The sequence below is a fragment of the Candidatus Accumulibacter propinquus genome, assembly GCF_056856495.1.
The window spans coordinates 551593-570619 of sequence record NZ_JBSEHC010000001.1; the positions used below are offsets into that span (position 1 = coordinate 551593).

At 63.4% G+C, this 19027-nt stretch carries 14 protein-coding genes; 8 read left to right on the forward strand and 6 right to left on the reverse strand.

What is annotated here, in order from left to right; genetic code table 11:
- The first annotated feature begins 7 nt into the window (after positions 1-7).
- Positions 8-1459 (forward strand): transglycosylase SLT domain-containing protein, encoded by a 1452-nt coding sequence (locus tag AC15MQ_RS02450; RefSeq protein WP_483079210.1) that lies wholly within the window; start codon positions 8-10, stop codon positions 1457-1459.
- Between the two features lie 2 nt (positions 1460-1461).
- Positions 1462-3222: a hypothetical protein gene (locus tag AC15MQ_RS02455; protein ID WP_483079211.1), complete on the forward strand. Its 1761-nt coding sequence runs from the start codon at positions 1462-1464 to the stop codon at positions 3220-3222.
- 15 nt (positions 3223-3237) lie between these two features.
- Here AC15MQ_RS02455 and AC15MQ_RS02460 read toward each other — a convergent pair whose 3' ends face one another.
- The 4 genes from AC15MQ_RS02460 to AC15MQ_RS02475 are packed head-to-tail and all read right to left on the reverse strand — an operon-like array spanning position 3238 to position 9990.
- Positions 3238-3819, reverse strand: a complete 582-nt coding sequence (locus AC15MQ_RS02460; protein ID WP_332336238.1) for a plasmid pRiA4b ORF-3 family protein — start codon at positions 3817-3819, stop codon at positions 3238-3240.
- Entirely contained in the window at positions 3816-6416 is a 2601-nt protein-coding gene (locus AC15MQ_RS02465; RefSeq protein ID WP_483079212.1) for a site-specific DNA-methyltransferase, read from the reverse strand. The genes AC15MQ_RS02460 and AC15MQ_RS02465 overlap by 4 nt, the downstream gene beginning before the upstream one ends.
- Positions 6413-6823 carry a type II toxin-antitoxin system VapC family toxin gene (locus AC15MQ_RS02470; RefSeq protein WP_483079213.1) on the reverse strand — a complete coding sequence of 137 codons (411 nt, stop codon included), beginning with the start codon at positions 6821-6823 and terminating at the stop codon, positions 6413-6415. Before AC15MQ_RS02470 ends, AC15MQ_RS02465 begins: the two co-directional genes overlap by 4 nt.
- Positions 6820-9990, reverse strand: a complete 3171-nt coding sequence (locus tag AC15MQ_RS02475; protein ID WP_483079214.1) for a BPTD_3080 family restriction endonuclease — start codon at positions 9988-9990, stop codon at positions 6820-6822. Before AC15MQ_RS02475 ends, AC15MQ_RS02470 begins: the two co-directional genes overlap by 4 nt.
- Positions 9991-10270: 280 nt before the next feature.
- Here AC15MQ_RS02475 and AC15MQ_RS02480 point away from each other — a divergent pair, with 280 nt between their 5' ends.
- Both AC15MQ_RS02480 and fumC read left to right on the forward strand, forming a co-directional pair.
- A complete protein-coding gene (locus tag AC15MQ_RS02480; protein ID WP_483079215.1) occupies positions 10271-11881 on the forward strand; it encodes a methyl-accepting chemotaxis protein in 1611 nt (536 codons plus the stop codon).
- A gap of 63 nt (positions 11882-11944) precedes the next feature.
- Positions 11945-13348 (forward strand): class II fumarate hydratase, encoded by a 1404-nt coding sequence (fumC, locus tag AC15MQ_RS02485; protein WP_483079216.1) that lies wholly within the window; start codon positions 11945-11947, stop codon positions 13346-13348.
- 20 nt (positions 13349-13368) lie between these two features.
- On the opposite strand, the gene AC15MQ_RS02490 is transcribed toward fumC, so the two are convergent.
- Both AC15MQ_RS02490 and AC15MQ_RS02495 read right to left on the reverse strand, forming a co-directional pair.
- Entirely contained in the window at positions 13369-15204 is a 1836-nt protein-coding gene (locus AC15MQ_RS02490) for a cadherin-like domain-containing protein (protein WP_483079217.1), read from the reverse strand.
- Positions 15201-15503: a cadherin-like domain-containing protein gene (locus tag AC15MQ_RS02495; RefSeq protein WP_483079230.1), complete on the reverse strand. Its 303-nt coding sequence runs from the start codon at positions 15501-15503 to the stop codon at positions 15201-15203. Before AC15MQ_RS02495 ends, AC15MQ_RS02490 begins: the two co-directional genes overlap by 4 nt.
- On the opposite strand from AC15MQ_RS02495, the gene AC15MQ_RS02500 reads away from it, so the two are divergent.
- The 4 genes from AC15MQ_RS02500 (at position 15502) to AC15MQ_RS02515 (ending at position 18837) form a co-directional block, all read left to right on the forward strand.
- Positions 15502-16287: an LPD38 domain-containing protein gene (locus AC15MQ_RS02500; RefSeq protein ID WP_483079231.1), complete on the forward strand. Its 786-nt coding sequence runs from the start codon at positions 15502-15504 to the stop codon at positions 16285-16287. The genes AC15MQ_RS02495 and AC15MQ_RS02500 overlap by 2 nt on opposite strands.
- 30 nt (positions 16288-16317) lie before the next feature.
- Positions 16318-16692, forward strand: a complete 375-nt coding sequence (locus AC15MQ_RS02505) for a hypothetical protein (RefSeq protein ID WP_483079218.1) — start codon at positions 16318-16320, stop codon at positions 16690-16692.
- Positions 16689-16973, forward strand: a complete 285-nt coding sequence (locus AC15MQ_RS02510; protein ID WP_483079219.1) for a hypothetical protein — start codon at positions 16689-16691, stop codon at positions 16971-16973. The genes AC15MQ_RS02505 and AC15MQ_RS02510 overlap by 4 nt, the downstream gene beginning before the upstream one ends.
- 586 nt (positions 16974-17559) lie before the next feature.
- The gene (locus tag AC15MQ_RS02515; protein ID WP_483079220.1) at positions 17560-18837 is read left to right on the forward strand and encodes an IS701 family transposase; all 1278 of its coding nucleotides are present in this window, start codon (positions 17560-17562) and stop codon (positions 18835-18837) included.
- The last annotated feature ends 190 nt before the right edge of the window (positions 18838-19027 follow it).

Genomic DNA, 19027 nt, shown 5'->3' on the forward strand with positions numbered 1-19027 from the left:
AGAGGCCATGGCACAGGTGAAGGGCGGAGCATTACTGAGGAACGCTCGCGATCGCAGCAACAACTACGGCACTTTCGGTTGCCTGGTGCAATCGAGGCACGACCCGAGGACGCGCTACATTCTCACCGCTGGGCACGTCATCGGGATGAATGGTTACGCGCGCCACGGCGACGCCATTGAAGTTCGTCCGCAAGGGGGAGACTGGACGAAGGTGGCCGAATTCGAGACCGCCGTCAAATGGCGACTTGTCGAGGGGGCGACCCAGGTGTGCGATGCGGCGATCGCCAGGGTGACCAACGATAGCCTGGTGAGCGCCGAGATCGAGGGTATCGGGATGCCGGGCGAAGTGTCCACCGGGATGTTCGAAGGCCAGATCGTCCAGTTTCATGGCGCAGGCACGGGCCGGGTGGCGGAAGCCTCGGTGCATTCGACCGGCAATGTCGTGCCGATCGCCTATCCCGACATCACCAGCAATGCAACCTTCACGCTTCTTTTCGGCAACCAGATCCTGTATGGCCTCGGCGGTGGTGGCGCCTGGAGAAGCGCGACAACACCCATGGACAGTGGCGCACTGGTCGTCGACCGGCACAATCAGGCTGTGGGCTTGCATATTGCCCGGGCGTCCGACGGCTATTTACTGGAGGTCAGCGTTTGCACGCCGCTGCGCGTGATACTGGACGCGCTCGAGGTCGATCTGGTGGTCGCGCCGGTGACCGGCGACGACGGTGCCGCGGTCCCGGCGATATCCGGGCAGAGCCCGGATGCGCTCGGTAAGCGAAGCTCAGCGGTGTTTAAAGTAAGCATTCGCTCCCTGCTGGAACCTCACAATAGTAACTTCGGCGGAGTCAAGTGGCAACTGTCGAGGGATGGCCTCATCGTCAATGGCAAGCTCGACCGTTCCCCGGGTGAATTGGTGACCGTGCCGCGGGTCTGGCAGACATACGACACGCTGATCGCCGATGCAGCGACGAAGTACAAGGTCCCGCTGGAACTTATCGTGGCGACCATTTGCACCGAGAGCTCGGGCCGTGCTGACGTGCCGCCCCGAATCGAGCCGGGCTGGAAGAGCGATGAACGAACGCCACATCGAGTTTCCGTCGGTCTGATGCAGACCCTGATCAGTACGGCGCGCGAGGCATTGTCGGATCCGACGATCACACGCGACAGCCTCTTCAAACCCGAGACATCCATTGCGGCTGGCACGGCGTATATCAGCAGCCAGCAGACCATGACCCGCTTCGATCCGCCCCTGGTTGCCTGCGCCTACAATGCCGGTGGCGTATACGAGAACACGGGTGCCGCCAACCGCTGGAAGATGAGGCAATATCCAAAAGGAACCGGCGCGCATGCGGACCGCTTCGTGCAATGGTTCAACGATAGCTTCGCTTATTTTCTCGCCCAACCGGACCAACTTCCGCAGAGCGCGCCCAGTTTTTCTCGTCTGTTCGTGGAGGCATAGCCATGGCCAGAGCCGCCGCGTTGAAATATCTTGGCCTGACGGCGGGCCTGTTGTTCTGCACTTTTGTTTGGGCGGCCGACGCGTGTCGGCCACTGGTGGTGATGCCGATCAACAGCATCCTGCAGTTCGACCGCAGAAATCTGGAAGTCGATCCCCGTCTTGAGGCGACGCTGGAACACGACCTGACACTCGTTCTGGACCCGGGAACCCTGGGCCTTGAACCCAAAGCGGGAGTCACGGAGCTTGATCATCCGGTTCTGGTGAAGGATCAGATATTGGGTCGAGGGGTGCTGACCGGCGACAAGGGGGTGCTGACTTTTGATTTCCCTGAGAAGAGCGGAGCAACCATGGTCGGCAGTGGCGACCGACGCTTCTCCCTTGGAATACGTGATCGCCAACCGGTGGCGGCGGATGGTCGCGAACTCGAGGTATCGCCGGTTCTGACGCTCGCGAGTTCATTCATTTTGCCCGCCAAAACGAAAGTCACCACGGCCGGAGTAGGCAAGGTCGTCGTCACCAAAGGGACGAAGCTCATCTGGACCCTCGACAGCGACCCATCGCTGGCCTTTTCGCTGTTGCGTTCGGTCTATCTTGAGGAAATCAGCGCGCTGACCCCGGCCCCGCGCCTCACCGTCGTCAAACCGGTGCGTGTTCCCCCGGGCAGCCCGCTGACTGTCCAGGTCAGCGCGGCCGGATTCGACTTCCGGACCAAGCCGGTGACCTTTTGCTTCGAGGGGCTCACGCGGGACGGCACGAAAACGACCGTCGCGAGTGGAAACGGAAAATTCCTCAGCCAAAGCGGCGATATCGCGACCTTCGAGGTCAGTGTGCCGACCGAGGCGTTTTTCTCTTCGATGCCGCAAGGGCTGCAAGGCGATGCGATGGGGTTGACCTGGCGGGATCGTCTTATTGGGACTTCATTGAGCGTACGGGCGATCGGTTTCGATGCTGGCAAAGTGGTGGTGGATGCCGCGGGAAGCTTCACGCTTTCAAATGCCATGGGCGCGGTACTGGCCGGCTTGCTGGTGCTGCTCATGACTTTCGCCATCAGTGGATGGATGATGAAAGCGTTGAACCCTGCGGACGTCATCCGCAACCTGGTTATCAATGCCTCGTCCGGACGATATAGTCTGTCGAATCTCCAGATTCTGCTCTGGACCTTGCTGGTCATCTTTGCCCTGTCCTACGCATGGTTCAGTACGGGAGTGTTGTTGCCTCTCTCCTCAGGCATTCTTGTACTGCTGGGGATCTCCGGTGCGACGAGTATCTTGGCTCGGATGGCAGAGGGAACCGATAACTCCTCTGCAGAACCAGCAACCAAGCCCATGCTATGGTCGGAAAAAGAAGGATTCGACCTGCTGCGTTTTCAGATGCTTGGCTTCACCTTGTTTACATGGTCGTATTCCCTGGTGTCGGTGCTGCGCAACGAGGGACTACCCGAAATTCCGGAAAATTTGTATACGCTGATGGGCATCAGCAACGCCGCCTACATCGGCGGCAAACTTCCCAACAAGCCGCTGGCCGAGGTCACGTCACCGACGCAACCCAGCGACGTGCTGACCGATGCCGAGCGCAGTCTGGGAGAAGCGGACATCCGCACCCTGCAAAGCCTGCTGGGGATACCCGCATCGGGAAAGATCGATTCGGCTACGCGTGAATCAGTCAGCAAATTCAAACTCGAGCATGGCGTCGCACCGGTCAATGGTCTTGTCGATCGTTTGCTGATCGAAAAAGTCGCGGCTGAGGCAACTCCGGCGATTTGAAACACGGACTCCTGATCACCCGTCCACCACCGCGACCACGCGGGCGGCGTGTTGCGCCAGATCGAAATGATTGGGGTCGAAATCCTCGCCGAGCCATTCCCGGGCGTCCTCGTACCCTTCGGAGGCCGGATCCTGCAGGTCCGATAGCAGATTGCTATAGCCGTAGACACCGCCGCAATCCTCCGGCGGACACGCACCCTCACCGGCGACGAGCACGGCGCGCGGCGCGGCGGGGTCGGGCGGCAGACGCGTCTCGATGGTGATGGTGTGCCACCAGTCGTCACCAAAGTCGTACCAGTAACGAAACTTGCGCTGTCTGATCAGCAACTCGCCGAGCGTGGTGGTGTCTTCGGGAAGTGCCGGCTCCCTGCCGAAGAGTTCGTCTTCGAGGCCGGGCATGCCCACCACCCGGTTGGCCGCCCGGAACTCGTGCAGGTGATCATCCTCCCAGCCCATCGCTTCCTGGATCACCCGGTGAAACTCCCAGAAGGTGAGATCCTTGTTGACCTCGACCCGCCGCCAGATCGGCGGCTCCCAGTCTTCGAGGCTGATCCGCAGGCGCAGGCGGCCACCGGACTTGTTCGATGCTGTACTCATGGCTTCAATACCTTGGTCGATTCCTCGCCGAACTGGCTGACCACGCGCACCGCCACGCGCCGGCCGGCCCGGAAGGGAATGGGATGGGAAACGAAGCCATAGAGGCGGTCGAAGGCTTCGGCGTCGATTTCAATTTTGAGCGTGTTTTCCAGTTTCTTGCGCGTGCGCGTCTTCGCCACGTCGGACAGACCGCGCTTCCATTTGTCGAATTCGTCCTGGTCGCCGCCGCAGAAGAACACCTGCCGGACCATGAAGCTGGAGCCATCGTAGTCGTCGTCGACCATCCAGTAGGCGATGTCGGCCACCGAGCGGGCCTTGACCTCGTCGCGGATCGGATCATATAGGTCGAGGCCGCGGATTTCGACGCGCAGCGTGTCGCCATCGCGCAGGAGGGCGATGTCCGGCTCGCCGATGGTGACGAAGGTCGCGGCCTTCCTGTCCTTCTTGGTCAGGCCGGCCTGCAGCAGGTCGTCGTGCATGCGCACCTTATCGACGCGGAAGCTGCCGGCGCGCTGCCTCTGCACTGAATTCTCGACATCGGATTCGAAGGCGAAGCCGAGAATCAGCAGCCACTGTGCGTCGCCGCGCGCGCGGCAGGCTTTGACCGCGTCGTTCACCGCCTGCCGGCTGACCGGCGCGAACTGCGGTCCGAGATGGAGGTAGGCCTTCTGTTCGCCTTCGGCGGTGTCGTAATAGCCTTCGGCGTGCAGCGCGCTGTCGGGCAGCGCGTCGACGCGGGCGAAGACCGCCATCTCGTCGCGCGCGCCGTTCTTCACGCCGGCAGTCTTCAGGTGCTCGAAAACGCGCTCCTGGAAAGCTTCCATGCGCTCGTGGTCGAGGCTGGCTTCCGCGACGTCCTCGGGCGCCAGCGGCTCGTAGCTCTGCAGCGTCTCGACGGTGAACGGGCCGGCGACGCGCAGCTTGCCGCGATCGACCGCCGGCTGGTCGTAGAGCGTGACGTCCTCGGGCGGTTCGTCGTTGGCCAGCGAACCCAGGGTGATGCGCTGCACGCTCTTGTAGACGAAGCCGTGCCGCAAGTCCCAGTGCTCGCGCGGCAGCGCCTTCTTTTCGTCCTGCAGGGTGTACCACGGGTAGCTGGCGGTCATCAGCCGCGTCTTGGCGATGTTCAGCGCGACACGCGACGTGTCGGTGGTGATCCAGCGGCGGCCCCATTGCTCGGCGACGTGCGCGGTGGTGCCGGAACCGCAGGTCGGATCGAGAACGAGGTCGCCGGGGTCGGTGGTCATCAGGAGGCAGCGCTGGATGACCTTAGTGCTGGTTTCAACGACGTATGCCTTTTCAGATGCAAAACCGGCAATGACGGTATCACCCCACAGGTTGGCGAGCGGCTGGAAAGGAAAATCGCGGGCATAACGCACGTAGTACAAACCACCCGATGTCGCCTCAAGGCGTTTGGCTGAAAGGAGCTTCCCCATCCCTTCTTCGTTCGTTTTCCAGCGGTTCTTTTCGTTCGGGCGATAAGTCTTGCCGTTGAACTCAACGGGAAACCAGCAAGCTGCACCTTCGCCTTTTTGACGCCCAACACTCTGGCTTTGAAGATTGTCTATGCGAAAGACACGAGCACCTTCCGGGAGTAGTTCCGGATTCTGCCGTTCCTCAGCGTTCATGCGGCGACGTTCTCCGGAGGGTAACTCAATCATAGAGTAAGGCCCGCTGGTATCAGTCTTGCGCTCAAAAAACAATTGTCGAAACTTGAGGACTGAGCGCCTTTTTGCATAGAACAGCAAGTAATCGCATACGCTCGACAAATAATCTTCAGTCGATCCCGTCGTCTTCACAAACGGAATCAACGCCACAAAATTCTCACTCCCAAACACCTCATCCATCACACAGCGCACCAGATGCACATTCTCGTCGCTGATCTGCACGAAGCACGAACCGCTCTCGGTCAGCAACGCCTTGGCCACCAGCAGCCGGTCGCGCAAATAACTGAGGTACGAATGAATCCCGAGTTCCCAGGTGTCGCGGAAAGCCTTGATCACTTCGGGCTCGCCGGAGAGGCTGGCGTCGTCGCCGTCCTTGACGTTGCGGTCGTTGAGGCGGATCTGCCAGTTGGAGTTGTACTTGATGCCGTAGGGCGGGTCGATGTAGATCATCTGCACCTGGCCCTGCATCCCTTCGCGTTCGAGCAGGCTGGCCATGACCATCAGGCTGTCGCCCTGGATCAGGCGGTTGGCCCAGCGATCGGCGTGTTTGTAGTAGCTCTGCGGCTTGTCGAGTTCGTCGATGTCCTTGTAGTTGGCGAACAGTTCGTCGACGAAGAAATCGGCCTGGTGGTCGGCTTCGCGCCGCAGCGTATACAGCCGCTGGATCAGCTTTTCCGGGGCGATGTGCTCGGTGCGGTAGAGCGAGCGGATGTCGACTTCCAGATTTTCGTCGCGGTCGTCGGCGCCGTACTTCTCCAACCAGAACAGTTCAGGATCCTGGCCGCGCTGGGTTACCGGGTTGAGCGGCCAGTTGGCTTCGGTCTGGCGCGCCTCGGGGCTTTCCTGCTCGCAGCCGGCTTCTTCCTGGCTCGGAATGCGCGTACGTCTGGCGTTGGCGTGCTTGAGGCTGTCGATCTTCTTGTCGGTCATGGCGTGGTCCAGTCTTCGAGCGTCAGCCCGCCGACGCGGGCAAACTCGCCGGTATTGTTGGTGACCAGAGCAATGCCCAGGGTTTGCGCGTGCGCGGCGATCCACAGGTCGTTCGGACCGATGGTGCAACCGGCACTTTCCAGTTCGCCACGGATGGCGCCGTAGCGGTCGCCGACGGCTGCGCTGAGCTCCAGCACCGGTACAAGTGTTCGCAATTTCGTGATTTTCGCCAAGGTCTGGCTGCGTTCACGGGACTTTTCAGCGCCCAGCACCAGTTCTCCCCAGGTCACTACGGACATGGCGACGTCGCCCGGCTGGAGACCGGCCAGCTTCCTGGCCACGTTGGGATGCCGGTTGTTTTTAAGGAAGATGCAAATATTGGTGTCGAGCAAATAGCGCGGCGTCACTCAAATGGCTCCCTTTGTTCAAAGGCGGCGGAATCGTGCCGACCGTCCGGGTAGAAGTCGTCTGGCAAGCTGGCGAGCAGATCGAGAATCTCCACGAGACTATCTGGCGCGGCATCGATTTCGTCGACGATGCGTCGGATGGCCTGGGTCAACGCCGGCTTGATGTCTTCGATGTCCGCAATTTCCTCGAAGTACCACGCTGGCAGCCCGAGCTTGTCGCGCGCGTTGTTCACTGCCGGCAGCCAGCGTTCGCGCACTGCCCAGCGCTTGAGTTCCTTGTCCTGGTTGAAGCCGGTGATTTCGAGGATGAGCTGGGCGGTGCGCAGCTTCGGCGTGCGCAGACGAATGAGATAGTCGGGCAGGTAGCTTCGCTCCTTGCCGCCGCTGATGTAGGGAATGTGGAAGCCGAGGAAGGCGTTCTTGATGTAGCTTTCGACCGCCGGGATCTTTTCCAGCGTCTTGGCGGCGATCTGCTCCCAGGTGCCGGTGTCGGCGACGACCAGATTGACGTGGCTTTTCCGGGTGGGCCAGGTGTTGCGGCTGGTGTGGCCGAAGACGTGCCGTGTGCTGCCCTGTGGGTTGTAGTGGTTGAGGATCGGCAGCACGCGCTCGCGTTCGGCGGCGTGCGCGACGATGCCGCGGTTGATGCTCTCGACCACCGGCTGCGGGTCTTCGTAGATCACCAGGCGCTTGTAGATCGGGTCGTCTTCGCCGACGAGCTTGAGCTTTTCCGCGTACCAGCGCTCGACGATCTGCCTGACCTGCTGGAAGAGACGCAGGTCGGCCCGCTGCGCTTCATCACCGTGGATACGCCGCAGGTAGTCGCGGGTCAGCTTGTAGATGACCGTCTGGTCGCGCAGTTCGTCGAGCCTGAGGCGCATCGTCTGGCGGTCTTCGGAGACGGCGGTGCCGAGCGTGGTTTCGACCGGCAGACGGGTGGTGTCGAGGCGATAGTCGGGGGTGCCGCTGAACTCGGCGGCGAGACGATCGCTGTCGGTCTGCAGGCGGTAGCCGACCAGATTGGGGAAGCGGATTTCGAGGTGGTCGCGTTCGCGCAGTGCGCGCAGCGTGGCGTATTCGGGCGGGTCGACGGGACTGCTCTGGCCGGCCTTGAACAGCTTGAAGGGGATGCCGATGATGTGCGCGTATTCGGGAGGGAACTTGCCGGTCTTCGGGTCGGTGAAGTAATAGCGGCGGCGCAGCGCCCGGCCGGCGACCTGTTCGCAGAGCAGTTGCGAGCCGAAGGCGCGCAGGCCCATGACGTGCGTGACGGTGTTGGCGTCCCAGCCTTCGCTGAGCATGGCGACGGACACCACGCAACGGACGTGCGCTCCGAGGGTGTCGGGTTTGCCGACGGTGTTGACCACCTCGCGCAGCAGTTCGGCGTCGGTGAGGCTGTCGACACCGCGCTCGGGGTGGCGGAGACGGTAGGCGCGCTTGAAGCGCTCGATCTCGGGCGCGAAAACCTTCTTGAAGCCCTCGTCGATCTGGCCGGAGTGTTCGAGGGCGTCGCTGTCGATCAGCAAGGTCGGCGGGCGGGCGAGGGCGCGGCCGCTGTCGCGGTCGAAGTTGGAGAACAGCGGGAAACGACCGGCAACGACGGTCGCCTGACCGCTCTCGTCCACGCGTTCGTAACCGGCGATTTCCTTGAACACTTCGCGCGAAACGGTGGTGTTGCCGCAGACGACGATGAACACCGGCGGCGCGGTGAACAGGTCGGCTTTCAGTTCGCCACGCCGCCGCAAGCCGCGCTCGTATTCTTCGTAGTGGGTATAGAACTGGTCGAGCGCCTGCCGCACCAGCGCCGGCAGGTTGGGGGCGGCTTCGCCGAAGGGGGTTTCCTGCGCCGCGCGCCGCTGCGTGCGCTGTCCCTTGCGGGGCAGTTCGGCCTTGCAGTTCTCGTAAAGGTTTTTCAGGACCGGCTCGTCGATCGCCTGGCTGCTGTCGTCGATCGGCAGGAAGGGAATCTTGACCAGGCCGGCTTCGATCGCTTCGATCAGGCCGAAGTCGCTGACCACCCAGGGAAACAGCGAGTACGCCGGGAAACCCGATCCGGAGAGGTAGTAGGGCGTCGCCGACAGATCGTAGACCACACGCACTTGAAAGCGCCGGGTGCAGGCGCGCAGGCCGGAAAACCAGACCGCGGCGCGCTCGTTTTCGGTTTCCGAATTGTCGAGTTCGGTATCCCTGCCCCTGGCGCGCGGCAGATAGCAGTGATGGGCTTCGTCATTGATCACCAGCAGCCGGCGTCCGGCCTTGAAGCTGCCGAGCACGCGGCGCAGCATCTGGTTTTCGTCCTCGCGGCTTTCGACCTTGTGGCCGTCGGCGCCGAGCTTGCCGTCGAAGGGCGTGCGCTTGTTGCCGCCAAGCAGGCGCGGCAGGAACTCGTGATAGTTGGTGATGATCAGCCGGTGCGCGAGTTCGTCGAGGGCGTGCTGGTGGGCCGGCGGTACCAGCGTGCGCTGCTGGTAGTAGTCGCGGGCGGTGGCGGGCGGCGTGTTGCGCTGGTCCGGCAGGAGGACATTGAGGCGGTCGCGGATGGTGATGCCGGGGGCGAGGATCAGGAAGTAATCGACGTAGCGGGTATCGTTGCGGTATTCGCGCCGGTTGAGATAGTGGTAGAGGATCAGGCAGGCCATGACCACGGTCTTGCCGCTGCCGGTGGCCATCTTGAAGGCCACCCGCGGCAACTGGCTGGCGGTGTCGTCGCCGGCGCTGGCCTGCCGCTGCCGCAACTGGTTCTGGAGATGCGTGCCGGTGTTCGACTTCTCGGCGACCTCGTTCAACCAGATCGCCGCCTCGACGGCTTCCTGCTGCGCAAAGAACAGTTTCTGGTGCGCGGCCCGTTCGGGGTTGGCGAACCAGTAGTCGAGCAGATCGCGGGTGACGCGGCTGGTGACCCCCCGATAGCCTGATTGCCGCCAGGCGCGCAGCTCGTCCCTGAGCCGGTTGATCAGGTGTTCACCGTATTCCGCCCGGAAGTCATTCACGTCGAACATGCTGCCCTGGTTTTGCTGGCCGATCGGTACCTGCGGCACATCCGGGGTAAAGATGCGGCGGCCGGGGCGAATGTCGCGATAGTTCAGATTCCCCTGCGCGTCGGTGGCGTAGTGCCGCGCCGGCTCGTCGTAAGGAGAGTTCAGGATGGGATTGTCGGCGGAGGCCATGGGCAGTGACGCCGGTTGCAGGGTGGGCGCATTCTAACAGTCTCTGCTTGCTCTTGACTGCGCCAGGACCGCATCGGGAACGGCGGAATCGCTCCGGAAAATGTGCTGAAAGGCGCTCGAATGGTGTCCGCCGGGTGGCTTGCAGCGGCGGAAAATGTGAGGGTTGACAAGCGCTTGTGGCATGACGCAAAGTACGTGCCAATTTCTGCCGGGCGCCTGCGCCGGCCCGCCGATTCCGTTCTGCTTGCAACCTGACGTTCTTTGACAAGAGGCTCTAAAAATGAAAATCAAAACGCTTCTCTGGAGTGGATTTGCCGCGATCTGTGCGGTGATGGCGGTGCTGGTGAGCATCGGCATCTGGCAGTTGAACGTGATCGACAAGGCGGTCGACAATATCGTCCGGGCGAGTCGCAACGAATCGATGGCGCGGGAAATTGCCGAGCGGGTAAATGGCATGCGGCGTTATCAACTCAGTGCGCTGGTCGCCGCCGACGAGCGCGACCAGCAACTGGAACGTGCAACCAAGGCCGGCAAGGAAAACACCCAGTTGGCGGAAGAACTCGAGAAGTTCCAGCGCGGCCCCGAAACCCGGCAGATTGCGGGCAACATGCGCACGCTGAACGAGCGCTACCTGCGCGGCCACGAGCAGGTGGTCGCGCTGGGCAAGGAAGGCAAGCTCGATGCGATGCGTGATCTGATCCAGGGAGAGGCGCGCAACGCGCAGCGCGAGCTCGCGGCGGAAAGCGAGAAATTCATCAAGATTCAGCAGGAGCGCAAATCAAAGGCCGAGCAGGAGACCGAAGCGGCGCACGTACTGGCGCAAAACCTGATGCTCGGGCTGCTGGTCGCGGGAGTGGCGTTGGCGATCGGTATCGCATTCCTGGTCACGCGGCGGATCACCGGCCAGCTTGGCGGTGAGCCCGAATACGCCCGGCAACTGGTGCAGCGCATCGCCGACGGCGACCTGAGCCAGGATCTCGCGCTGCAGAGCGGCGACACGCAGAGCCTGATGGCCTACCAGCAGCAGATGCAGTCGCGGCTGCGGACGATGTTGAAGAACATCGGCAGTACCGTCGTCAGCACCGAGGGCGCGGCGCAGACGCTGGCCGGATCGTCGCAGCAGGTGGCCGCTGCTTCGCGCTCGGCCAGTGATTCGGCGGCGTCGATGGCGGCGGTGGTCGAGGAGATGTCGGTGAGCATCAGCCAGGTGGCGGACAATGCCCGTGATGCGCTGAAAACGGCAAGCCATGCCGCCGAGCTGTCGGACAGCGGCGGCGGCGTGATCGAGCAGGCGACCAGCGCCATCAACCGCATCGCCGACACTGTCCGCCAGACTTCCGGCGCGATGCGCGCCCTAGACGAAAGCGCGACGCGCATCTCGACGGTGGTGCAGGTGATCAAGGAGGTTGCAGATCAGACCAATCTGCTGGCGCTGAACGCGGCGATCGAGGCGGCGCGCGCCGGCGAGTCGGGGCGTGGCTTCGCGGTCGTCGCCGACGAGGTGCGCAAGCTCGCCGAGCGCACCGGCAAGGCCACCAATGAGATCAACAGCATGGTTCTGCAGATCCAGCACGAAACCCGCAACTCGCTCGACTCGATGACGACCGCCGTGCAGCAGGTCGATCACGGTGTCGACCTGGCCGGTTCCGCGGGTGATGCGATCCGCGACATCCGCAGCAGCGTCGAGCAGGTGGTCGCCGTGGTCAACGACATCGGCAATGCGATCAGCGAGCAATCGATCGCCAGCCAGCAGATCGCGCAACGGGTCGAACAGGTCGCGCAGGCTTCCGAGGAGAACAATGCCGCGGCCGAGGAGACCGCCAGCGCGGCGCGCACGCTCAGCCAACTCGCGGGTGGCTTGCGCAATACCGTCGCGCAGTTCCGGACCTGAGTGCACACCGATCACCAGCTCGCGCGCAGTGCGCCTGCGACGATGCCACCGGGAGTGTGAGCCGTGCGCAACAGCGACCCGACCGGCGGCGAGGTCCGCGCCGAGCACGACAGCCTCGGCGCGATCGACGTCGCGGCCGCGCATCTCTGGGGAGCGCAGACGCAACGCTCCCTCAAGTATTTTGCGATTGGCCGCGAGCGCATGCCGACGGAGATCATCCGCGCGCTGTTGCTGATCAAACGCGCCGCGGCGCAGGCCAATAGCGCGCTTGGCGAGATCGATGCGGCGATCGCCGTGGCCATCGTGCAGGCCGCCGACGAAATCCTCGCCGGCCAGTGGCCCGATGAATTTCCGCTGTCGGTCTGGCAGACCGGCTCCGGTACGCAGACCCACATGAACGTCAATGAAGTGCTGGCCAACCGTGCCTCGGAGTTGCTCGGCGGGCCGCGCGGCGTCGGCCGGCTGGTGCATCCCAACGACCACGTCAATTGCGGGCAGTCCTCCAACGACGTCTTCCCGACGGCGATGCACATCGCCGGTGTGCTGCTCGTCGAACAGCGCGTGCTGCCGGCGCTCGACATGCTGGCGGCGACGCTGCGGGTGAAGGCGGAAGCGTTCAGCGGCATCGTCAAGATCGGCCGCACGCATCTGCAGGATGCCACGCCGCTCACCCTCGGGCAGGAGTTTTCCGGTTACGTCGAGCAATTGCGCATCGCGCGCGCGGCCATGGCGATGACCCTGCCCGGCCTGTATGCCCTGGCGCTCGGCGGCACGGCGGTGGGCACGGGTCTCAATGCGCATCCGGATTTTGCCGCGCGCGCGATCGCCGAAATGGCCCGTCACAGCGGTCTGCCCTTCGTTGCCGCCGGCAACTATTTCGCGGCGCTGGCCGGGCACGAGCCGCTGGTCATGGCGCACGGCGCTCTGAAGACGCTGGCTACGGCGCTGAGCAAGATTGCCAACGACCTGCGCTGGCTGGGCAGCGGTCCGCGTTGCGGCATCGGCGAGTTGCGTCTGCCGGAGAATGAGCCGGGCAGTTCGATCATGCCCGGCAAGGTCAACCCGACACAATGCGAGGCGCTGCTGATGGTCTGCGCGCAGGTTTTCGGGAACGACGTGGCGATCAGCTTCGGCGGTGCCGCGGGCAACTTCGAGTTGAACGTGATGAAGCCGCTGATCGCCCGCAACTTCCTGGACAGCGCCCGCCTGCTGGCCGACGCCATGCGCAGTTTCGAGAGCCATTGCGTGTGCGACCTGCAGGCGAATACGGCGCGCATCGATGAACTGCTGCACGGCAGCCTGATGCTGGTCACCGCCTTGGCGCCGCACATCGGCTACGACCGCGCCGCGCAGATCGCCAGGCGCGCGCATGCCGAGGGGACGACGCTGCGCGCGGCGGCCATCGCCTCCGGCCTGCTGAGCGCCGAAGCGTTCGACCAGTGGGTGGTGCCGGAAGACCTGGTCTGAAGTGCGCGTCCCGGATCACCTCAAGGCGTGATCCGGATCTGCAGGGCGGCACGATCCGTGCTCTGCGCATGGCCCGCGGCGCCGAGGAACTCCGGCAGCCAGGGGCTTTGCGCCAGGCGTGCGCCGGCAAAGCAGGCGGGTTGCGCGCCGCCCGAGTCGATGCGCGACGGGGTAGTGTTCTGCGGGCCTAGCTTGCGAGGGCTTTGCTCGTTCGCCCGACTGGAATTCGTGGCTACGCTGGCCGGGTGTAGCCGGGCAGGGGGCTTGCCGCGCGTGCCGGTACGCTGCGCGCTGCCGAACTGCACGGTGAACCGCTGCTCGACGCGGTTGCCCTTGCCGTCGTCCGCCTCCAGCCGGAAGAACTGTTCGCCGGCCTGCGGTGATTCCCAGAGCAGGAGTCCGCTGGCCGCGTCGATGCGAGCACCGGCGGGTCCGTCCAGGAGACGATAGCTGAGCGCGTCGCCGTCGGTATCGCGAGCCATGGCCTGGTATCTGAAAACCTGCGGCGGCATGTCGAGGCGCCCGCCGGGGGCATCCGGCCGGTGAGGGCCGATATCGTTGACGGTCGGCATTGCGGTGATCGGCTGCGTCATGACCGTCACGCCTACGCCTGTCGATGTCGTGCTCGGCTGCAGGCGCATTTCGGCGGCGGCCGCCTGCCATTCGAAGCTGGCGGGAGGGGCGCTGGTCCACGTTGGCGCATCGTCCACCGGCAGCACCAGAACCTCGAAGCTGGCCGTCGTGCTGGCCTGGCTGCCATTCGACTGCTCGGAGGCAGTAGCGACGATGGTCAGCGTGAAGCGGCCAGTCCTGTCGGGCGGTGGTGTGATCGACAGTTTGCCGAGATCCCAGTCGCTGATCGTCAGCCGTTGCGCCAGGCTCGTGGCGGTAAATGAGTGTTCGCCGTCGCTGAGCGTCGCGCCGACAGGGAGGCCGGCGATGTCGATCGACAGGGCTTCCGAGCCGTCGTCGTCGCGCAGCGTGGCGGCGATCGTCGGCAGTGGCATCGGCGCATCCTCGAAGCCGACGTTGGCCGGCAGCGTTTCACTGAGCACGATGTCGTCGATCATCGTGCCGCTGCTCCAGGCGTCGAAGCGTGTGGCTTCCGAGGCAATGCGCAAGGTCTGCCGGCCGCCCGTGCCGACGAAGTGGAAACGTCGCGTTTGCCAGGCGAGCGCTTCGAGCGGGCTGGTGCTCGCCTCGCTACCGATGTTCCGGCCATCGAGGGTGATGCCGATGCGCGTGTATTCGGCAGCGTAACCCGGCGCGCCGGCGAGGGTCAGGGAGAGGGTGTAGGTGGCGCCGGCGATGGTGTCGATGCCACGCTCGATGGCCCGTGTCGGAATCAGCGTGCTGCCCAAGATGTTGAGTTCGAGCCAGTTCTGGCCGCTGCCGGCAGCCGGGTACGCGCTCAGGCTGCCGCCGAGGGCATTGCGCATGCGGTCGCCACCGCTCCAGATCTGGAAACTGCCGCCGGGCATGCTGGGTCCGCCACTCAGCCGTTGCCAGCCTTCGAGCCCGTCTCCCTTGACCGGCGTTGGCGTAGCGCCGGCGTTGGCGACGCTTTCCCAGCCGCTGCGGAAAATTTCCCGCGTTGTTCCTGTGCCATCAGTGAGGGTCAGCGTCGGTGCATCGGCCTGCGCGCTGATCGTCAGGCGCAGCGTGCCTTCGGTGGCCACTTGCCCGTCGCTGATCGTGAAGGCGAGCTCATCCTCGCCGTGATAGTCGATCGCCGGGCGGTAGGTGTAGCTGCCATCGCCATTGCTGCTCAAGGTGCCGTGCCGGGGCGAGCCGGCAGATACGGCCAGCGCATCGCCGTCCGGGTCGGTCGCGCCAGACAGCAGATCGAGGGTCACGCTGCCATCCTCGGGCAGCGTGGCGGTGAGCGGACTGAGCAGCGGCCATCATTCACCGGCATTACCGTGAGGGTCACCGTGGCGACTCCGGATGCGACCTGGCCATCGCTGAGTTGGTAGGTGAAGCGATCCTCGCCGTGCCAATCCTTCGCCGGCGTGTAGCGGAAGCTCGCATCGGCGTTGACCACCAATTCGCCGTGTGCCGGGCCGTCGACGACTACCGGCGCGAAACCTGGCTGTCGCGCGTTGCGGTCGTTGGCCAGCGCGTCGATGAGCAGCGGGTGGTCTTCGTCGGTGATGTTGGCCGTCTACAGGGACAAGACGCTCGGGAAGCAAAAGTCGAGCGTCTTAATGACCCTGATCAGTGCGTTCAATCCATTAGGTGGTTTGGCGCTGCTCACTCAGGTCGCATCGATAACGATTATTGACCCGGTGTCAGCACTGCTGCAGAACAAGGACTGGGCGGGGCGGCCGATCTACATCGAGAAAGTCAATGCACTGGACCAGGAGCCCGGGTTCAAACGCTCGAAGGATTCGGCGACACCCTGGGCGAAGGGGTTTGCGGGGGCGATCAACGCCATTGCCGGCGGTACCGAGTACACGCCTGGCGGATGGTCACCGACGCCCGATCAGATCGACTACGTGATCGGCCAGTTGACAGGCGGTCTCGGGCGCGAGGCGGGGAAGGTGGCGTCTACGGCATCGGCGCCGTTCACCGGCGAAGAGTTGCCGCCCTACAAGATTCCGCTGGTTGGCCGGTTGTACGGGAACACCGGTGGCGCGTCCGGCCAGTCGGAGCGGTTCTACGAGCGAATCCGGGAGGCGAACGCGGCGGAGAACGAGATCAAGGGGCGGGTGAGGGCAGGGATCGCCGTGGCCGACTACCTTGCCGACCACCCGGGCGCCATCGAGCTCGCCGCGCGCGGGAACGTGGCCGAGCGGCAGGTGGCCGCGCTACGAAAGGCGCGGAATGACGTCGTGAAAGCGGACGGGCCCGACACGGCGGGCCGGGTGCGCGACGTGAATGAGCGCATGGCGGCGGTGATGCGCGGGTTCAATAGAGAAGCGGAGGGGGTCCAATGATCTGGCCGATCGAAAGGAGAATACAAAGAGATGGTTGAGCCCACCAGCAGCGCCGCCGCGTTGACCATCACTGCTGCCGGCCTGACGATCTTTGGGATTTCCACCGGCTTGCACCCGCACATCCTGCTGGCCGGGCTTGCCGGCGGCCTGTGGTCGCTGTCATACCAGCACCCGCTGCCGGCGTGGAAGCGCCTGGCCGTCGCCACGTTGGCGTCGGTTATCGCGGGGTACCTGACACCGGCAGTGGCGGTCGGCGTGACGTCGATAGCCGTGTGGCCTCAGGCGATGTCGAACGACCTGATGCAACTGCCGATCGCGGTGACCATCGGCCTGTTGGCACATCGGGTGCTTGGCCCTGCCGTCATGCGGTTCGCGGCCAAGAAAGCGGAGGAGGTTCAGAAATGACGGACACGCTACTGACTGCCATCGTGCTGATGGCGTCGATCATCATCGCGTTGAGATCTGAACCCGAGTTGAATCGGATGAGCCCGTGCGCACCGCTGCTCGTGCGTATGGCGTTTCACATGCTGACGCTGGGGGCTGTCGCTCAGATCGCAGCGATTCTTGCGTGGAACGACAAGCCGAACTGGCCCGAGGCGATCACTGCCGCTGGAATCGCGGCGCTTCTGGTTTCGGACCGGCTGGCTAAGCTCAGGGCGAGGGTTGCGGGTAAGCATGCTGGATAGCGTAGATCACGCTTTGCTGCCCATCAACTGGTGATGGTCAGTGCCGAGCTTGGACGGGTTGTTGAAGCTCGGAACTCGCGAATGGTCAGATCCACCTTCGTTACAGAGTTGCTGACTCCTTGTTGACATAGACAGGTCGGAGTTCAATGGCCGCTGACGACCCATTGCAGCCCGATGACATTTTCATGGGCAATGTCGGCTTAATGATCACCAAGCTGACGTACACTGTGACCTGGGCGCCGGCTGCAGTTCTACCAAAACGGTTGTAGCCCTGATGGCATCGCTGAGTCTGCTCTCCGCTTCTAACCCGACTTGCCCTACCATATATAGGGAAACACTGAATCAGTCCGCAACGCTGCCTGCAGATCCTCATGGTTACGTTTGTGTTTCTAACTGAAGTTTAGACACTCGCGATTGCCGGCTGCGGCCGCAGGCATTCCGGGGCCGATAAAATTTTCGAGAATGCAAAAAAGGCTTGACATGGCGAAGGAATCGTGAGGTCGCCGCGCGCTGCTTGCGCAGGGTTCTCGCGCAAGCAGCGCGCGGCGACCAATGAGGGATCGTTTTCGATCCCGGACTTTCCCTCATGTCTCTCGCTGCCAACGTTTGCTTGCTGCTCTCGGAATGGATTTCCTTTCTTCTGGTGGCCGTGCCACCGCGTTCCCGCCGGACCTTCGTCGAACTCCTGATCGGCTGCCTGCTCAACCCGGAAGGCTGGGTCACGCGCGCCATCGGGGCGATTCGCCGAGAGGCGCACTGGACCACCTATTACAAGCTCATCGAACGGGCGCAGGTGCCGGTCACCGAACTGTCGCTGCGTTTGTTGCAGCTGATACTGCTGGTGTGCCCGGCCGAACGGGTGACCCTGATCCTCGACGATACGCTGGTTCCGCGCTGCGCGAAGCTCGGGCCGGGGATCAGCATCAAACACGATCACAGCCACAAGGCCAATCGGCCGACGTTTTTGAACAGCCAGTGCTGGGTCACGCTGGCCTTGGTCGTGCGCGTCCGGCTGGGTTCGGCGCTGTCGGTACCAATTCGCTCCTGGCTGCTCGAAGAATCGGGGCAGCGCGGCAAGCTCTGGGTGGCACGGCAATTGATGGATTCGATCCGGGGGCACGTGAAGGGGGTGCGCTTGCTGATCGATGCCTGGTTCATGCGCCGCAGCCTGATTCTGCCCTTGCTCGAACAGCAGGTCCGCATCATCGGGCAGGTGCGGCGAGATACCGCCTTGTTTCTCCCGCCCCAACCCGAACCGAAACGCCGAGGGCGGAAGCGCAAATACGGCCAGCGGGTCGATGCGGCAATGCTCGAAACCTTGCCGATACAAGAGATGGAACTGATGCTGTACGGCAAGGTGCAGCCGGTTCGGGTGCGCTCGGTCTTCGCCGTGGCGCGATTCCTGAAGGGGCTCCCGGTTCGCGCGGTGTGGTGCGAGATGTTCATGCCCGACCACACGTGGTCGCGCCCACGCCTGATTCTGGCCACCGAGACCGACCTCTCGGCCCAACAGATCGTCGAGATCTACGCCGAGCGCTGGGGGATCGAGCCCTTGTTTCACAATCTGAAGCGCTGGTGGGGCGTGGCCAATCTGTGGCAGCAGTCGAAGGCCGCGCTGGAACTGTGGATGCAGATTCGTGCCACGGCCTATGCCTTGACGCAATTGCTCGCCCTGCAGTTGTGGCAGTCCTTTCCGCTGATGGCCATCGCGCCTTGGCGGAAGGGCGCCATGATTACCGGAGGGCTTTTCGCCCAGTGGTTGCGGATGCAATTTATCGGACTTCCCGTGCGCGGCGCCTACGACCCGAAGTCCGGTCAATTCGTGATGCCTTTCCCGGGTCAGGATCAGCGTTTGCAGTGCTGAGCCCGTCTCTCCCTGCCTCGACCAGCGTCGAGGCACGCCTTTGTCCTGTTGGTCAGCCATCGCCACCCGGGAAATCGCGGCCGGTGGGAGAGGCGTGTGTCTAAACTTCAGTGGTTCTAAGAAGTCGAGACTTATTCAGTCGTTTCCTAGGCAAAAGGTGCATCTCAACTTCTAGTGAAACCTCTTCCCG